This window comes from Paracoccus sigandri, from assembly GCF_003709565.1.
GTDB classification, from domain to species: Bacteria; Pseudomonadota; Alphaproteobacteria; order Rhodobacterales; family Rhodobacteraceae; genus Paracoccus; species Paracoccus siganidrum.
In genome coordinates, this window is the sequence record NZ_QNRC01000051.1 from 1 (window position 1) to 14,911 (window position 14,911).

Sequence of the window (14,911 nt, forward strand, 5' to 3'; positions counted from 1 at the left end):
AGCGCTATTACATGGAGACCCGCCTGGCCCGCGCCCGCAACCTGCTGATGCAGACCGAGATGTCCGTCATCGAGGTCGCCCTCGCATCCGGCTTCTCAAGCCCGTCGCATTTCTCGAAATGCTATCGCATGCATTACGGCTGCACGCCCTATCGCCAGCGCGGCACCGGGCTGGGGCCGCAGGGTCCGCAGGGAAACCGCGCGGGGCCGGTGCTGCTGACCCCGGAGGGACCCGAATGGCCCTTAGCCTTCCGGCAGGTCGCCTAGGCACCCCCGCAAGTCAAGCCTCGTCCAGCAGCAGCCGCGCGGTCAGGTCGTCGGTGATCAGCACATTGGCGATGCCCGCCGTCAGCACCGCGCGGATGATGGCGGTCTTGTGCGGCCCGGCGGCGGCCAGCACCCGTTCGGGGACCTGGCGCAGCACCTCAAGCTCGATGCCGATGGTGCAGCCGTCCAGCTGGTTCGACACCACCTGCCCCGCCTCGTCCAGGAACCGGCCCACCACGTCGCCCACGGCGCCGGCGCCGGTCAGCTCGGCCTCGCTGACCCCCGCGGGCAGGCCGGTCTGGATCAGGTAGCTGCGGTCCGAGATATCGCTGGCCGTCAGGATCGCCGTGTCCAGGCGAGTGAACTTGTCGAAATGCTCGGCAAAGCCGTCCTGCGACAGGAAGGCCGCGCGGTCCAGCGCCGGCGACAGGAAGATCGGCGCCGCCAGCAGCGAATAGCGCGCGCCCAGCCGACCCGCGAAGCCCGAGGCGATGCCGAAGGCGTTGAACGCCTCGCCCCGGCTGGCGCCGCCCAGCATCGAGATCACCTCCAGATCGGGCAGGCTGTGCGGCAGCAGCCGGTCGATGGCGCATTGCAGGGTCATCCCCCAGGACACGCCGATCCGCCGCCAGTCCCCCGACCGCAGCCGGCCCGACATGTAGCTGGCCAGCGCCGCCCCGGTCGGCGCGTGATAGTCGTAGAGCCGGGGATGGGCGGGGGCGACCTGGGCGCGGGTCAGGCCGAAGCGTTCCTGCAGCCGGTCCTGCAGCTCCAGGCGCGGCAGGAAGGGCGATTCGATCTCGATCTTGACCATCCCCAGCGCCCGCGCGCGCTGGATCGCCTGGTTCACCCGCAGCCGCGTCGCGCCCAGGTATTTCGCGATCTCGGCCTGCGTCAGCTCGTTGACGTAATAGTGCCAGCACACCTCGGCGGTGAAGGCATCGGCTTCGGAGGATGTTTCGTTCGACATTCGCGCATCTCAACTGTCGCGGCGGAATCGCGTCAAGCAGATCATCCGGACAGGGCGGTCCGATTACAACTGTATTATCTTCCTTACATTTGAATTTTTCGCTTGCCTGACCGCCCCCGCCTTTGCCAAGATAATGCCCGAGGCGAGGATCGAATGCCCCCGGATCCGCAAGGAGGATCCGCCCGGCAGCCCGCCAGATCAGGGAGGATTATCCATGAGTCACGCTTTGAAGCTGGGCGCATCGGTGCTGGCCTTGTCGCTTGCGGCGGGCAGCGCGATGGCGCTGGACGAGGAATTCTATCGCCAGGCGGGCACCGAATTCGCCGGCGTCACGCTGCGCGGCGTCACCGAATCGACGCCGCCGTCGAACTATGTCCGCGAGGTGCTGGCCCCGCGCTTCGAGGAACTGACCGGCATCCGCGTCGATATCGAGACGACATCCTGGGACCAGATGTATGACAAGGCGATCAAGGATATGGAGGCCGGGACCGGCATCTATGACATGGTCTATATCGAGCAGGACATCGTCTATGCCTATCTGGCGCGCGACTTCCTGGTCGACCTGACCGCCGCGCTGGAGGCCCGGCCGGAACTGAAGGCCCCCGATTACGACGAGGGCCGGCTGACCAGCTTCGCCGACTATTTCCGGGGCGAGAACGGCAACCTTTTCGGGATGCCGATGGAGGCCTTCATCAAGACCTATCTCTATCGCACCGACCTGTTCGACGACCCCGAGCATCAGGCGGCCTTCCGCGAAAGGACCGGCCACGACCTGGCCCCCGCGACCACGCATGAGGAATACACCCATATCGCCGAATATTTCACCGAATGGGGGCAGGCGAATGGCGGCAACCTGTGGGGCACGACCGCGCAGGCCCATACCGGCCACCCGGCATCCTGGTACGAATTCTTCGAATCCGTCGCGCCGACCTTCGGCGTCTACGACTGGGGCATCGATCCCGAGAACAACTATGCCGCCAGCGTGGAAAACGGCGGGCGGATGAATTCGGACGAGGCCAAGGCGGCGCTGCGCTGGTGGCTGCATCTGCGCGACATCGCCCCGCCGGAATCGGTGCAATCCACCTGGTCCGAGGTGGCGACGACCTTCGCCGCCGGCCGCGCCGCGCAGGGGCTGGTCTATGGCGAGAACGCCGCCTGGATCGCCTCGGACGCCAATCAGTCGCGGGTGGTGGGCAATGTCGGCGTGGCCCTGCCGCCGCTGGCCGAGGGCGTGCTGGCCGAGGTCGAGGCCGGCGAGGGCTATATCGGTTACTACGACGGCGGCGCCTTCGGCCTGCCCGTCACCTCGACCAACCAGGACGCGGCGCTGCTGTTCATGCAGTTCATGGCCGAGGAGGAGCTGCAGCCCGACTGGGCGGTCGCGGGATCGCGCATCACCACCACCGCGACCTATGACGACCCGCAGGTGCAGGAGCTGAACAGCCAGCTGGGCGGCTATTTCGACATGATGAAGGACCAGGGCCACCTGTTCGCGGGCGCCCCCGCCTATCCCTTCCATGCCCAGGTGCGCGAGGCGACGGCGCCGATCTTCTACGACATCCTGACCGGCAGCATCGAGCCCGATGCGGGGCTGGACCAGATGGCCGCCAAGGCCGAGGAAGAACTGACCGATCTGGGCTATCGCAACTGAGCCCGGCCCAGGGCCGTCGCGGCGCGCTCCGCGGCGGCCCCCTGCGCCACGCCCGTTCCGGGCCAGGCGCCGCAACACGGGAAGACGCCGATGCATTCCAAGACCCTGGGCTGGATCCTGCTGGCCCCCACGCTGCTGATCCTGTTCCTGTTCGGCGTGGTCCCCTTCATCTATGTGGTCTTCGTGTCCTTCCACCAGTGGAACCCCTTCGGGGCCAATCCGAACATGGTGTTCAACTGGGCCAACAACTATCGCCGCGTGGTTTTTGATGCGCAGTTCATCACCTCGCTTCAGGTGACGGCCGCCTTCGTGTTCTTCGCGGTGACCAGCCAGCTGATCCTGGGCTATGCGCTGGCGCAGGCCTTCATGCGCGACTTTCCGGGCAAGTCCTTCTTCCGCACCATCCACACCCTGCCGCTGATCATGGCGCCGATCATCGTGGGGTCTGTCTGGAAGCTGATGACCACCCCCTCGATCGGGATCATCCCCAACCTGCTGTCGAACTGGTTCGGATACGACCTGAACATCGGCCAGAGCGCGACGCAGGCCTTTATCACCACCGTGGTGATGGATATCTGGCACTGGACGCCGCTGGTCACGCTGACCATGATCGCGGCGCTGGTATCCTTGCCGCCCGACCCGTTCGAGCAGGCCCAGATCGACGGCGCGAACAGGCGCCAGATCTTCTGGCACATCACCCTGCCGATGATCCGCCCGGCGATCCTGGCCACGCTGTTCATCCGCCTGATGGACGCGATGCGCACCGTGGACGAGGTCTTGATGCTGACCGGCGGCGGCCCCGGCTCGGCCACCCGCTATGTCGGCGTGCATATCTTCAAGGAAGTCTTTCCGCGCACGAATTACGGCTATGGCTCGGCCATCTCGGTCGTCGTGCTCTACCTGACCATCGTGGTCTGCTGGCTGATGTATGTCGGCCTGATCGCGCCCCGCAACAAGGGAAAGGGCTGATCCATGCGCAAGGGCAATCCCTGGCTGTCGGTGCTGTTCTGGACCCTGATCAGCCTTGCCACGCTGTTTCCGATCTACTGGCTGTTCGTCATCTCGGTCAAGCCGGCGGTCGAGCTGTTCTCGACCCCCTCGATCTGGCTGACCGAGATCTACTGGCAGAACTATGTCGACGTGCTGAACAACCGCACGCTGCGCGGCTACATGGTGAATTCGCTGGTGATCTCGTCCGGGAACGCGGTCCTGTGCACCACGCTCGGCTTCTTCGCCTGCTACGCGCTGTCGCGCTTCGACCTGGGCGGCAAGGAGAGCATCTTCTTCTGGACCATCACCAACCGCATGGCGCCGCCCGCGGTGTTCCTGCTGCCGCTGTTCCTGCTGCTGACGCAGGTCTACCGCGTGGGCGATTTCAGCCTGGCCGATACGCGGATCGGGATGATCCTGATCTATTGCACCTTCAACCTGCCCTTCGCGATCTGGACCCTGCGCCCCACGCTGGACGGTATCCCGAAAGAGCTGGACGAGGCCGCCTATGTCGACGGCGCAAGCCCCTGGAAGGTCATCACCGAGGTGGTCTTCCCGCTGGCCCGGCCCGGCCTTGCGGTCACGCTGATCCTGACCTGGGTGTTTGCCTGGAACGAATACCTGCTGGCCGCGACGCTGACCAATTTCAACGCCCGCACCCTGACCACCGGCCTGTCGGAATATGTCACCACCACCGGCACGAACTGGGGGATCATGGCGGCGATCTCGGTCTTCACGCTGATCCCGGCGCTGATCGTCTTTTCGCTGGTGCAGCGCCATATCGTCGCGGGCCTGACCTTCGGCGCGGTGAAAGGATAGACCATGAAACCCGAACGACGCCCCGGCTTCCTGCCCATCCAGACCAACTGGTTCGACCGGCTGTTCATCAGCGTCGTGCTGTGGGTCGCGCTGTCGCTGTTCTGGCTGCGCTTCCTGGAACCGCTCGGCCTGTCGATCTGGATCTGCGTGGCGATCTCGCTGATCCTTGCCGCCGTCATCATCCGCAGGGGATAGGCCATGGAAGCCCTGGTTCTGGAACGGCAGGGGGAACTGTCCCTGCGCGACATGCCCGAAATCGACCGCGCCGAGGAAACCCTCGGGCCCCGCGACGTGCGCATCAGGCTGCACACGGTCGGCATCTGCGGGTCGGACGTGCATTACTATACCCACGGCCGGATCGGCCCCTTCGTGGTGAATGCGCCGATGATCCTGGGGCACGAAGCATCCGGCACGGTGATCGAATGCGGCGCCGAGGTGACGACGCTGGCCCCCGGCGACCGGGTCTGCATGGAGCCGGGCATCCCCGATCCCAACAGCCGCGCCTCCCGGATGGGGATGTACAACATCGACCCCGCCGTGCGCTTCTGGGCGACGCCGCCGGTCCATGGCATCCTGCGCCCGACCTGCACCCATCCCGAGGCCTTCACCTTCCGGCTGCCCGACAATGTCAGCTTCGCCGAGGCCGCCATGGTCGAGCCGCTGGCCGTCGGCATCCATGCCGCGACGAAGGCGCGGGTGAAGCCGGGCGACAACGCGGTGGTGATGGGCGCGGGACCCATCGGCCTGGTGACGGCGCTGTCGGCGCTGGCCGCCGGCTGCGCGCGGGTCTGGGTCAGCGACCTGGCGCAGCCCAAGCTGGAGATCGCCGCCAGCCTGTCGGCTGCGATCACGCCGGTCTCGCCGGGCGATCTGGCCGCGCAGGTGCTGGCGGCAACGGATGGCTGGGGCGCGGAGCTGGTCTTCGAGGCGACCGGATCGCCCCATGCGGCGGCCGGGGTATTCCAGCCGCTGGCGCCGGGCGGCTGCGTGGTGATGATCGGCGGCCAGCCCGATCCCATCGCCTATGACGCCGGCGCCGCGATGGTGCGCGAGGCGCGGGTGGAAAACATCTTCCGCTATGCCCATGCCTTTCCGCGCTGCCTGAACATGATCGCCTCGGGCGCGATCGACGTGAAGCCCCTGATCACCCGGACCTTTGGCTTCGAGGACAGCCTGCGCGCCTTCCAGATCGCCGCCTCGGCGCCGCCGGCCGACGTGAAGATGCAGATCGAGCTGCCGCAGTAACAGGAGAGAGCCTTGGCCAACGTCCAGATTGACAATGTCTTCAAGCGCTATGGCGGGGTGCAGGTCATGCATGGCGTCAGCGTCGATATCGAGGACGGCGAATTCGTCGTGCTGGTCGGCCCCTCGGGCTGCGGCAAGTCCACCCTGCTGCGGATGCTGGCCGGGCTGGAGGAGATCAGCGAGGGGACCATCTCGATCGGCGGGCGGGTGGTGAACGACATGCCGCCGAAAGAACGCGACATCTCGATGGTGTTCCAGTCCTATGCGCTCTATCCCCACAAGACGGTGGCGGAAAACATCGGCTTTCCGCTGAAGATGGCGAAGCGCCCGCGGGCCGAGATCGACCAGAAGGTCCGCCACGCCGCCGGCATCCTGGACCTGGGGCACCTGCTGGACCGCTATCCCAAGCAGCTTTCCGGCGGCCAGCGCCAGCGCGTGGCCATGGGCCGCGCCATCGTCCGCGACCCGCAGGTCTTCCTGTTCGACGAGCCGCTGTCGAACCTGGACGCGAAACTGCGCGTGACCATGCGGGTCGAGATCAAGGAGCTGCACCAGCGGCTGAAGACCACCATCGTCTATGTCACCCATGACCAGATCGAGGCGATGACCATGGCCGACAAGATCGTCGTCATGCGCGACGGGCGGGTGGAGCAGATCGGCGCGCCGCTGGAGCTGTATGACCGGCCCGCAAGCGTCTTCGTGGCGGGCTTCATCGGCTCGCCCTCGATGAACTTCCTGCATGGGCAGGTGGCGCTGCGGGACGGGCAGCGGGTGTTCATGACCGATGGCGGGATGGCCTTGCCGCTGCCCGCCTGCGACCTGGCCGAAGGCCATGCCGTGACCTATGGCATCCGCCCCGAACATATCGGCATCGCCGATCACGGCATTCCGGTCACGGTCGTCGTGACCGAACCCACGGGCTCGGAAACCCAGGTCTTCGCCCGCGTCGAGGACGAGCTGATCGACGCCGTGGTCCGCGACCGGATCCGCGCCCAGCCGGGCGAGCGGATCGGCTTCGTCATCGACCCCGAGAACGTGCATCTGTTCGACCGTGCCACCGAGCGCCGCATCTGAGGATCTTCCATGACCGATATCCGCGCCGTGATCTTCGATCTGGACGGCTGCCTCGTGGACAGCGAGGTCATGTCGCTTCAGGTCCTGGCCGAGGAAATGGCGGCCGAGGGCGTCCCGGCCACCCCCGACGAGCTGCGCCAGCGCTTCCTGGGCGTCTCGATCCAGGCCATCGTCGACCATATCGCCGAGGCGACCGACCGCGCCGTGCTGCCCGATTTCGCGCGGCGCTTCGAGGATCGGCTGCTGGCGCGCTATGACGCCGAATTGCGACTGATCCCCGGCGCCCCGGCGCTGCTGGACGCGCTGGAGGCGCGCGGGACCGCCATGGCCATCGCGACCGGCGGGTCGCTGCGCCGGCTGGGAACGACCCTGCGCGTCTCGGGGCTGGAGGCGCGGTTCCAGGGCCGCGCCTTCAGCGCCGACCAGGTGGCGCATGGCAAGCCCGCGCCCGACCTGTTCCTGCTGGCCGCCGAACGGCTGGGCATCGCGCCCGAAGCCTGCGCGGTGATGGAGGATTCGCCCCATGGCGTCACCGGCGCCGTGGCGGCGGGGATGCGCGCCGTGGGCTTCGTCGGCGGCAGCCACCTGCAGGGGATGCGCGACGACCACGCCGCGCGCCTGCGCGCCGCCGGCGCCGCCGCGGTGCTGGCCGAGCTTGCCGCCATGCCCGACATGCTTCTCAACCCGTCAAGGACCTCATGATCCGCCTTTCCGACACCGACCTGCCGCGCCTACGCCATGCCTTTCACACCGGATTTGACGGATTGCGCCCGCTGCTCCACAAACGAGAGAACGCGGGCGGCACCGGGCCGCTCTCTTGCAGGGTAACGCCATGAGCTTTCTGGGAATCGACCTCGGCACGTCGGGGCTGCGGGCGCTGCTGGTGGATGGCGAGGGCCGTCCGCTGGGGGCGACCGAGCGGCACTATCCGCTGTGCCATCCGCATTCGGGCTGGTCCGAGCAGGACCCCGCCGACTGGATCGCCGCGCTGGAGGGCGCGGTGGCGGAACTGCGCGACCGCCATCCCGAATTCGCCGCCCTGCGCGGCATCGGCGTGGCCGGCCACATGCATGGCGCGACGCTGCTGGACGCCGAGGACCGGGTGATCCGGCCCTGCATCCTGTGGAACGACACCCGCAGCCATGCCGAGGCCGCGCGGCTGGACGCGATCGCCGATTTCCGCGCCCTGTCGGGCAATATCGTCTTTCCCGGCTTCACCGCGCCCAAGCTGGAATGGCTGCGCGCGCACGAGCCCGAAAACCACGCTCGCATCGCCCGCGTGCTGCTGCCGGCGGCCTACCTGAACCTGTGGCTGACCGGCGATCACGTCGCCGACATGTCCGACAGCGCCGGCACCTCTTGGCTGGATACCGGGCGGCGCGACTGGTCCGACCGGCTGCTTGGGGCCGGGCACATGCGCCGCGACCAGATGCCGCGGCTGGTCGAGGGCTCCGAACCGGCGGGCCATCTGCGCGCCCAGCTGGCCCGCGACTGGGGGCTGGCGCAGCCCGTCGTGGTGGCGGGCGGCGCGGGCGACAATGCCGCCGCCGCCTGCGGGATCGGCGCGATGGAGGAGGGCCAGGGCTTCGTCTCGCTCGGCACCTCGGGGGTGCTTCTGGCGGCGCGCGACGGCTATCGCCCGGCGCCGGAAACCGCGCTGCACACCTTCTGCCATGCGGTGCCGGGAAAGTGGTACCAGATGGGGGTGATGCTGTCCGCGACCGACAGCCTGAACTGGCTGTCGCGGATCGCCGGGGCCACGCCGGCGCAGCTGACCGCCGGTCTTGGCGACAGCCTGCGCGCCCCTGGCCCGGTGCGCTTCCTGCCCTATCTGTCGGGCGAACGGACGCCGCATAACGACCCGGTCATCCGTGGCAGCTTCACCGGGCTGGCCTCGGAAACGACGCGCGACGACCTGACCCGCGCCGTGCTGGAGGGCGTGGCCTTCGGCCTGCGCGACAGCCACGAGGCGCTGAAGGCCACCGGCGCGCGCACCGACCGGCTGATGGCGATCGGCGGGGGGGCGCGGTCGCGCTATTGGCTGCGGGCGATCGCGACGGCGCTGGACGTGACGCTGACCCTGCCCTCGGACGGCGAATTCGGCGCGGCGCTTGGCGCGGCGCGGCTGGGCATGGTGGCGGCGGGGGCGGGCAGCGTGGAACAGGTGATGACCGCGCCCGACGTGACCGAGGAGATCGCCCCCGACCCGGAGCTGCGCGGCGCCTTCGACGAGGCCTTCGCGGCCTATCGCGCCGCCTATCCGGCGATCCGGGCCGCCCAGTGATCGCCCCAGTGATCGGCGCAATAATCAGCGCACCGAATAGCCGCCATCGGCCATCAGCACCGCGCCGGTGACGATCCCGGCCTCGGCCGAGGCCAGATAGCGGGCGGCGGCGGCGATTTCCGCCGGCTGCGCGAAGCGGCCTACGGGGATGTCGCGCCGCGCCTGCTCGCCCTTCTCGCCCGACCAGCCGACCAGCGCCATCGGCGTTTCCACCACCGTCGGCGCGATGGCGTTGACGGTGATGCCGAAGCCCGCCCATTCCACCGCCAGCACCTTCGTCAGCAGGTTCAGCCCCGCCTTGCTGGCCCCGTAGGCCGCATGTTCCGGGATCGCGATCACCCCGGCCTGGGACGAGACATTCACCACCCTGCCCCGCCCTGACCGCTTCAGCCAGGGCAGCGCCGCCGACGCCATCAGCCAGGGCGCGCGCAGGTTGACGGCCATGGTCGCATCCCAGTCCTCGACGCGCGGGGTCTCGGCCGGAAAGACGATGCCCAGGCCCGCATTGTTGATCAGGATGTCGATACCCATCGCCTCGCCGATCCGGGGCACCTCGCGGGCGATGGCATCCGGGTCGGCCAGGTCCAGCGCGAAGGCGCGGTGATCCGGCCCCAGGTCGCGGGCCAGGGCCGAGGCATCGTTGATGTCGACCAGCGCCAGCCGTGCACCCGCCGCCGCGAAACCCTCGGCCATCGCCCGCCCGATGCCGCCCGCCGCCCCCGTGATCAGCACGGTCAATCCGATGAATTCGCTCATGACGCCCTCAATGCGTGGTATAGCCGCCATCCGCGACCAGCACCGCGCCGGTCACGAAGCTGGCCGCGTCCGAGGCCAAAAACAGCGCGCAGCTGGCCATCTCCTCGGGCTGCGCGAAGCGGCCCATCGGCGTGTTCTCGGTCCAGATGCGGTTCCATTCCGGCCGGGCGATGCCCCCGGCGGTCATGTCCGAGACCACATAGCCCGGCGCCAGCGCGTTCACGCGGATCCCGCGCGCGGCATATTCGAAGGCCATCACCCGACTCATCTGGTGAACCGCCGCCTTCGAGGCGTTATAGGCGACCTGCAATTGCGGCGTATTGGCGACATGGCCAGAGATCGAGCCGATATTGACGATCGCGCCGCCGCCCTGGTCCAGCATCGGGCGGATCGCCGCGCGGGCGATGCGGAAGGGCGCGATCAGGTTGGTGTCCATGATGCGCTTCAGCCGCGCATCGTCGAAATCGTGGAAATCGCCGTTGTCGGCGATGCCGGCATTGTTGACCAGCACGTCCAGCCGCCCGAAACGGTCCAGCGCGGCGCCGACCATCGCCTCGGGCGCGTCCTCGGCATTCACGTCGGCGCGGTGCCAGGCCACGCGGTCGGGATGGGCGGCCAGCAGGGCGTGCAATGCGTCGGTCTCGCTGCGGCTGGTCAGCAGGCAGGACGCGCCGGCCTCGACGAACAGCTGCGCGATGGCCAGGCCGATGCCGCGATTGCCGCCGGTGATCAGCGCCACCTTGCCGTCCAGCCGGAACATGCTCAAGCTCATCGGGTCCCCCTCCCTGGCATCAGCCGTCGCAGAAAGGATACATTTGCATTATTTGCGATACAAATGATTTCATGCGGGACGTGGGCGGGCCGGCGTTCCCACCCGAATCGGCACTGGCACCGCCCGCCTGCCGATAGGTCAGGACGACGCAGCGGCCACGGGTTTCGGGAAGACAAGCGGACACCGCGGCGGAACCGATGGGCCATCCCGCCAGGTTCCGAATTCATCCAGAAATTTTCAGGAAAATTGGTGCGGTCGAGACGCATTGAATTCCCCAATATCTAGATATCAGCGTCGTTCAACAAGGATCGGTAGCACTGGAAACACTATCTTTTTAGCAATCTACCGCAATCAATACCTATCGGCAGAAATCATGGCATACTATATCTAGAGGTGGACCCAAAGAGGGGCCAGCTTTTCGGCGGGAAAGGTGGACTGTGCGGACGAGCAACAGATTGAGCGCCAAGGGGGCGGCGACGCTCGGCCCCGGAAAGTATGCTGACGGGGCTGGCCTATGGCTGGTGAAGGAAGAAACTGCGCGGGGCAAATGGGTGCTGCGCGTCACTGTTCACGGCAGGCGGCGGGAAATGGGCCTCGGGGCATTTCCGGCTGTATCGCTTGCCGAAGCTCGCAAGCATGCTGACGCCGCCCGCGCCAAGGTTCGCGCTGGGCTGGACCCGATCAAGGAACGGCAGCGGGAACGGCGGGAAGCGTCCCGCAATTTGCACCTTCTGAAAGACGTGGCCCTTGATGCCTTCGAGAGCCGCAAGGCCGAGTTGAAAGGCGACGGGAAGGCAGGCCGCTGGTTCAGCCCGCTTGAGCGCCACATCCTTCCGAAGCTGGGCAAGGTTCCGATCGCTGATATCGACCAGGTGGATATCAGAGACTGCCTTGCCCCTATCTGGCACGCCAAGGCGGCCACCGCTGAAAAGGCGCTGGGCCGCTTGAGCATATGCCTGAAACACGCCGCCGCCCTCGGCTTGCAGGTTGATCTCCAAGCACCCGAGAAAGCCCGCGCATTGTTGGGCCGCAGCCGCCACAGGGTCGAGAACATCCCGGCCATGCCGTGGAAGGACGTGCCCGCATTTTATGCCAGCCTGAGTAACGGGACAGTCGCGCATATGGCCTTGCGCCTGCTTATCCTGACAGGCGTGCGGTCGTCGCCGCTGCGCTTCCTGCACGAAAGCCAGATCGACGGCGACGTGTGGACCATCCCGGCCGAGGCCATGAAAGGCCGCAGGGATGCCACCGCAGATTTCCGCGTGCCGCTGGTTCCCGAAGCTCTGGCCGTTATCGAGGCCGCACAAGCCCACGCCCGCGACGGGTTCCTGTTTCCAAGCGTGCGCAAGGGGGTGATTTCCGATGCCACCATGGCCCGACTGATGGAACGTCGCGAGATGGACGCTCGCCCGCATGGCTTCCGCTCCAGCCTTCGCGACTGGCTGGCCGAAGCGGCCGGCGCCCCGCATGAGGTGGCAGAAACCATGCTGGGGCACGTTGTGGGCGGATCGGTCGAGCGGGCCTATCGCCACACAGATTTCTTGGAACAGCGCCGGGCCTTGCTGGCGCGCTGGGCGCAGCATGTCACCGGGCAGTCGGGACGAGTGGTGGAGCTTGTCAGGGCGTGAATACGGAGAAGCTTGAGCAGGCTCTTGATCAAATCGGCTTTCCGGCCGCGTTAGACTGGGCTCCATTTCGGGCAGCGTCGCTGAAGGGCACAATCGTTAGTATCGCAGCGCAACCACCGCCCGAAATGCGCGGGGCTGATCGTGAGGCCGTTCGTAGTCTTTTCGACAGCGCGGCGACGATCCTCAAAACTTTGCCCACACTAAGCGCGTCAATCCGGGACGTGATTGAAGGGCCTGCGCAATCTTGCCCAACGGATAGCGAAGCACTGGGGGAACTCGAGGCAATCCTGCGCCGCCTAACTCCCGGGCTTCAATACGCGGTCGAGGTGACCGAGAACGAAAAGAGAGCGCGCGGGAAACAGCCTGCGACAAAAGAGCGACGGGTGATCGAGGCTTGCGCTGAAATCTGTGAACCGGCGTGCAAAATTGACCCCGTAACGGGGTAATCGGCTTCCAAAAATGACCCCCTTACGCTGATGGTCATGATGCCTCCGAGGCTATCGGGGGGCACAGTGTGGGATGCTGGTTGTGGAGACGATTGCGAAGATCCGCCGGGCGTATTTCCAGGACAAGAAGTCGATCAAGCATATCTGCCGAGAGCTGCGGGTATCGCGGAACACGGTTCGGAAGGTGATCCGGTCCGGCGCAACGGAGATGACTTACGAGCGAACCGTCCAACCGCAGCCGAAGATCGGTCCCTGGAAAGGCAAGCTCGACGAGATGCTGGCGGCGAATGCGCGCAAGCCGAAGCGCGAGCGGCTGACCCGCATCCGGATTTTCGAAGAGCTCAGGGCCCTCGGATATGACGGCGGCTACGACGCGGTCCGACGCTATGCGGCTTCGTGGTCGCAGGCGGAGCAGGAAGCGTCAGCCGCCGCCTATGTGCCACTGAGCTTCGATCCGGGTGAAGCCTACCAGTTCGACTGGAGTCACGAGGTCGTTCTGATCGACGGCGTGACCACCACGGTGAAGGTGGCTCACGTCCGGCTTTGTCATAGCCGGATGCTGTTCGTCCGGGCCTACCCGCGAGAGACGCAGGAAATGGTGTTCGATGCCCATGACAAGGCCTTTGCCTTCTTCGGCGGCGCCTGTGCGCGTGGGATCTACGACAACATGAAGACGGCGGTGGACACGATCTTCGTCGGCCGCGACCGCGCGTATAATCGCCGGTTCCAGCAGATGTGCGGACACTACCTTGTCGATCCCGTCGCCTGCACCCCCGCGTCCGGCTGGGAGAAGGGACAAGTAGAGAACCAGGTTGGCGTTGTCCGGCGGCGGTTCTTCGTGCCGCGGCCGCGCTTCAAGAGCTACGCGGAACTCAACGCCTGGCTTCAGGATCGCTGTATTGCCTGGGCCAAGGCCCATCCGCACCAGGAATTGCGTGATCGGACAATCTGGGACGTGTTCCAGGATGAGCGGGCGAGCCTGGTGCCCTACGTCGGCCCTTTCGACGGATTCCATGCCGTGCCGGCCTCGGTGTCCAAGACCTGCCTCGTTAGGTTCGACAAGAACCGCTACTCGGTCGATGGTCGCGCCGTCGGCCGTCCGGTCGAGATCCGCGCCTATGCCGAGCGGGTCGAGGTCTGGCAGGACGGCAAGATCGTCGGCCGGCACGACCGCGCCTTCGGGCGCGACAAGGCCATCTATGACCCGCTGCACTACATCCCGGTGCTGGCCCGCAAGCCCGGCGCCCTTCGAAACGGCGCTCCCTTCAAGGAATGGGAACTGCCGCCGGCGATACGACGCGTCCAGCGTAAGCTGGGGCGCGTGCCGAACGGTGACCGTCAGATGGTCCAGATCCTGAGCATGATCCCAACGGATGGACTGGAAGCCGTCGAGGCTGCCTGCGTCGAGGCCCTGACCGAAGGCGCCCCGGCGGCATCGGTCGTTCTGAACATCCTGGCCCGACATCGCGAGCCACCACCTCCGTTGACCATCGCCACGCCGGACGCGTTGCGCCTGACCTGCGAGCCCGTGGCCGACTGCAAACGCTACGACAGCCTCAGGAGACCCCGCCATGGAAAGATCACAGGTGCTGGACGCGATGGGCCAGTTGAAGCTCTACGGCATGAAGGCCGCCTACGATGAGATCATCGCCACGGCGGTGAAGCGACAGCACGAACCGCAGCAAATCGTGGGCGACCTGCTGAACGCCGAGATCAGCGAGAAACAAGCTCGCTCGATCAAATACCAGATGACCATCGCCAAGCTGCCCTTGGCCAAGGAAGTCGACGAGTTCAGCTTCGAAGACACGCCGGTAAACGAAACGCTGGTGCGCGATCTGGCCTCCGGAGAGTTCCTCGAGCATCAGCGTAACGTCGTCCTCATCGGCGGCACCGGGACCGGCAAATCCCACCTTGCCGTCAGCATCGCCCGGGCCTGCATCCGCCGTGGCAAGCGCGGCCGCTTCTTCAACGTCGTGGACCTGGTGAACAAGCTGGACGCCGAAGCCCGCG

At 66.6% G+C, this 14,911-nt stretch carries 15 protein-coding genes; 12 read left to right on the forward strand and 3 right to left on the reverse strand.

Features of this window, described 5'->3' with window-relative positions:
• The coding region (locus C9E82_RS22325; protein ID WP_119900644.1) for a helix-turn-helix domain-containing protein at positions 1-266 on the forward strand (266 nt) is incomplete at its 5' end.
• A gap of 13 nt (positions 267-279) precedes the next feature.
• Here the strand turns inward: C9E82_RS22325 and C9E82_RS22330 are convergent.
• The gene (locus C9E82_RS22330) at positions 280-1,236 is read right to left on the reverse strand and encodes a sugar-binding transcriptional regulator (protein ID WP_119900645.1); all 957 of its coding nucleotides are present in this window, start codon (positions 1,234-1,236) and stop codon (positions 280-282) included.
• Between the two features lie 214 nt (positions 1,237-1,450).
• Here C9E82_RS22330 and C9E82_RS22335 point away from each other — a divergent pair, with 214 nt between their 5' ends.
• The 8 genes from C9E82_RS22335 to xylB all read left to right on the forward strand — a co-directional run bounded on the left by C9E82_RS22335 (position 1,451) and on the right by xylB (position 9,299).
• On the forward strand, positions 1,451-2,887 hold the full coding sequence (locus tag C9E82_RS22335; RefSeq protein WP_119900646.1) for an extracellular solute-binding protein: 1,437 nt from the start codon (positions 1,451-1,453) through the stop codon (positions 2,885-2,887).
• Between the two features lie 90 nt (positions 2,888-2,977).
• Entirely contained in the window at positions 2,978-3,856 is an 879-nt protein-coding gene (locus tag C9E82_RS22340; RefSeq protein ID WP_119900647.1) for a carbohydrate ABC transporter permease, read from the forward strand.
• A 3-nt stretch (positions 3,857-3,859) separates the two neighbouring features.
• Entirely contained in the window at positions 3,860-4,696 is an 837-nt protein-coding gene (locus tag C9E82_RS22345) for a carbohydrate ABC transporter permease (protein WP_119900648.1), read from the forward strand.
• A gap of 3 nt (positions 4,697-4,699) precedes the next feature.
• Positions 4,700-4,891: a DUF2160 family membrane protein gene (locus tag C9E82_RS22350; RefSeq protein ID WP_119900649.1), complete on the forward strand. Its 192-nt coding sequence runs from the start codon at positions 4,700-4,702 to the stop codon at positions 4,889-4,891.
• 3 nt (positions 4,892-4,894) lie between these two features.
• Positions 4,895-5,941: an NAD(P)-dependent alcohol dehydrogenase gene (locus C9E82_RS22355; RefSeq protein WP_119900650.1), complete on the forward strand. Its 1,047-nt coding sequence runs from the start codon at positions 4,895-4,897 to the stop codon at positions 5,939-5,941.
• Between the two features lie 12 nt (positions 5,942-5,953).
• A complete protein-coding gene (locus C9E82_RS22360) occupies positions 5,954-7,015 on the forward strand; it encodes an ABC transporter ATP-binding protein (protein ID WP_119900651.1) in 1,062 nt (353 codons plus the stop codon).
• Positions 7,016-7,024: 9 nt separating this feature from the next.
• On the forward strand, positions 7,025-7,717 hold the full coding sequence (locus tag C9E82_RS22365) for an HAD family hydrolase (protein ID WP_119900652.1): 693 nt from the start codon (positions 7,025-7,027) through the stop codon (positions 7,715-7,717).
• Between the two features lie 130 nt (positions 7,718-7,847).
• Positions 7,848-9,299 (forward strand): xylulokinase, encoded by a 1,452-nt coding sequence (gene xylB, locus C9E82_RS22370; RefSeq protein WP_119900653.1) that lies wholly within the window; start codon positions 7,848-7,850, stop codon positions 9,297-9,299.
• A gap of 24 nt (positions 9,300-9,323) precedes the next feature.
• On the opposite strand, the gene C9E82_RS22375 is transcribed toward xylB, so the two are convergent.
• Both C9E82_RS22375 and C9E82_RS22380 read right to left on the reverse strand, forming a co-directional pair.
• Entirely contained in the window at positions 9,324-10,055 is a 732-nt protein-coding gene (locus C9E82_RS22375; RefSeq protein ID WP_119900654.1) for an SDR family oxidoreductase, read from the reverse strand.
• A 7-nt stretch (positions 10,056-10,062) separates the two neighbouring features.
• The gene (locus C9E82_RS22380; protein WP_119900655.1) at positions 10,063-10,827 is read right to left on the reverse strand and encodes an SDR family NAD(P)-dependent oxidoreductase; all 765 of its coding nucleotides are present in this window, start codon (positions 10,825-10,827) and stop codon (positions 10,063-10,065) included.
• Between the two features lie 437 nt (positions 10,828-11,264).
• Here C9E82_RS22380 and C9E82_RS22385 point away from each other — a divergent pair, with 437 nt between their 5' ends.
• From C9E82_RS22385 to C9E82_RS22395, 3 genes are all read left to right on the forward strand, one after another.
• Positions 11,265-12,455, forward strand: coding sequence for a tyrosine-type recombinase/integrase (locus C9E82_RS22385; protein ID WP_119900656.1), 1,191 nt, complete (start codon positions 11,265-11,267; stop codon positions 12,453-12,455).
• Positions 12,456-12,974: 519 nt separating this feature from the next.
• Entirely contained in the window at positions 12,975-14,543 is a 1,569-nt protein-coding gene (gene istA, locus C9E82_RS22390) for an IS21 family transposase (protein ID WP_028717560.1), read from the forward strand.
• Positions 14,473-14,911 (forward strand): ATP-binding protein (locus C9E82_RS22395; RefSeq protein WP_183154135.1); only part of this gene is annotated, 439 nt, incomplete at its 3' end. The genes istA and C9E82_RS22395, both read left to right, overlap by 71 nt.

Excerpts from the sequence above, each read along its gene's own strand:
- C9E82_RS22355 (WP_119900650.1), top strand. The coding sequence starts at position 4,895 with ATGGAAGCCCTGGTTCTGGAACGGCAGGGGGAACTGTCCCTGCGCGAC.
- C9E82_RS22335 (WP_119900646.1), top strand. The coding sequence starts at position 1,451 with ATGAGTCACGCTTTGAAGCTGGGCGCATCGGTGCTGGCCTTGTCGCTT.
- C9E82_RS22380 (WP_119900655.1), bottom strand. The coding sequence starts at position 10,827 with ATGAGCTTGAGCATGTTCCGGCTGGACGGCAAGGTGGCGCTGATCACC.
- istA (WP_028717560.1), top strand. The coding sequence starts at position 12,975 with ATGCTGGTTGTGGAGACGATTGCGAAGATCCGCCGGGCGTATTTCCAG.
- C9E82_RS22345 (WP_119900648.1), top strand. The coding sequence starts at position 3,860 with ATGCGCAAGGGCAATCCCTGGCTGTCGGTGCTGTTCTGGACCCTGATC.
- C9E82_RS22350 (WP_119900649.1), top strand. The coding sequence starts at position 4,700 with ATGAAACCCGAACGACGCCCCGGCTTCCTGCCCATCCAGACCAACTGG.
- C9E82_RS22365 (WP_119900652.1), top strand. The coding sequence starts at position 7,025 with ATGACCGATATCCGCGCCGTGATCTTCGATCTGGACGGCTGCCTCGTG.
- xylB (WP_119900653.1), top strand. The coding sequence starts at position 7,848 with ATGAGCTTTCTGGGAATCGACCTCGGCACGTCGGGGCTGCGGGCGCTG.
- C9E82_RS22330 (WP_119900645.1), bottom strand. The coding sequence starts at position 1,236 with ATGTCGAACGAAACATCCTCCGAAGCCGATGCCTTCACCGCCGAGGTG.
- C9E82_RS22340 (WP_119900647.1), top strand. The coding sequence starts at position 2,978 with ATGCATTCCAAGACCCTGGGCTGGATCCTGCTGGCCCCCACGCTGCTG.
- C9E82_RS22375 (WP_119900654.1), bottom strand. The coding sequence starts at position 10,055 with ATGAGCGAATTCATCGGATTGACCGTGCTGATCACGGGGGCGGCGGGC.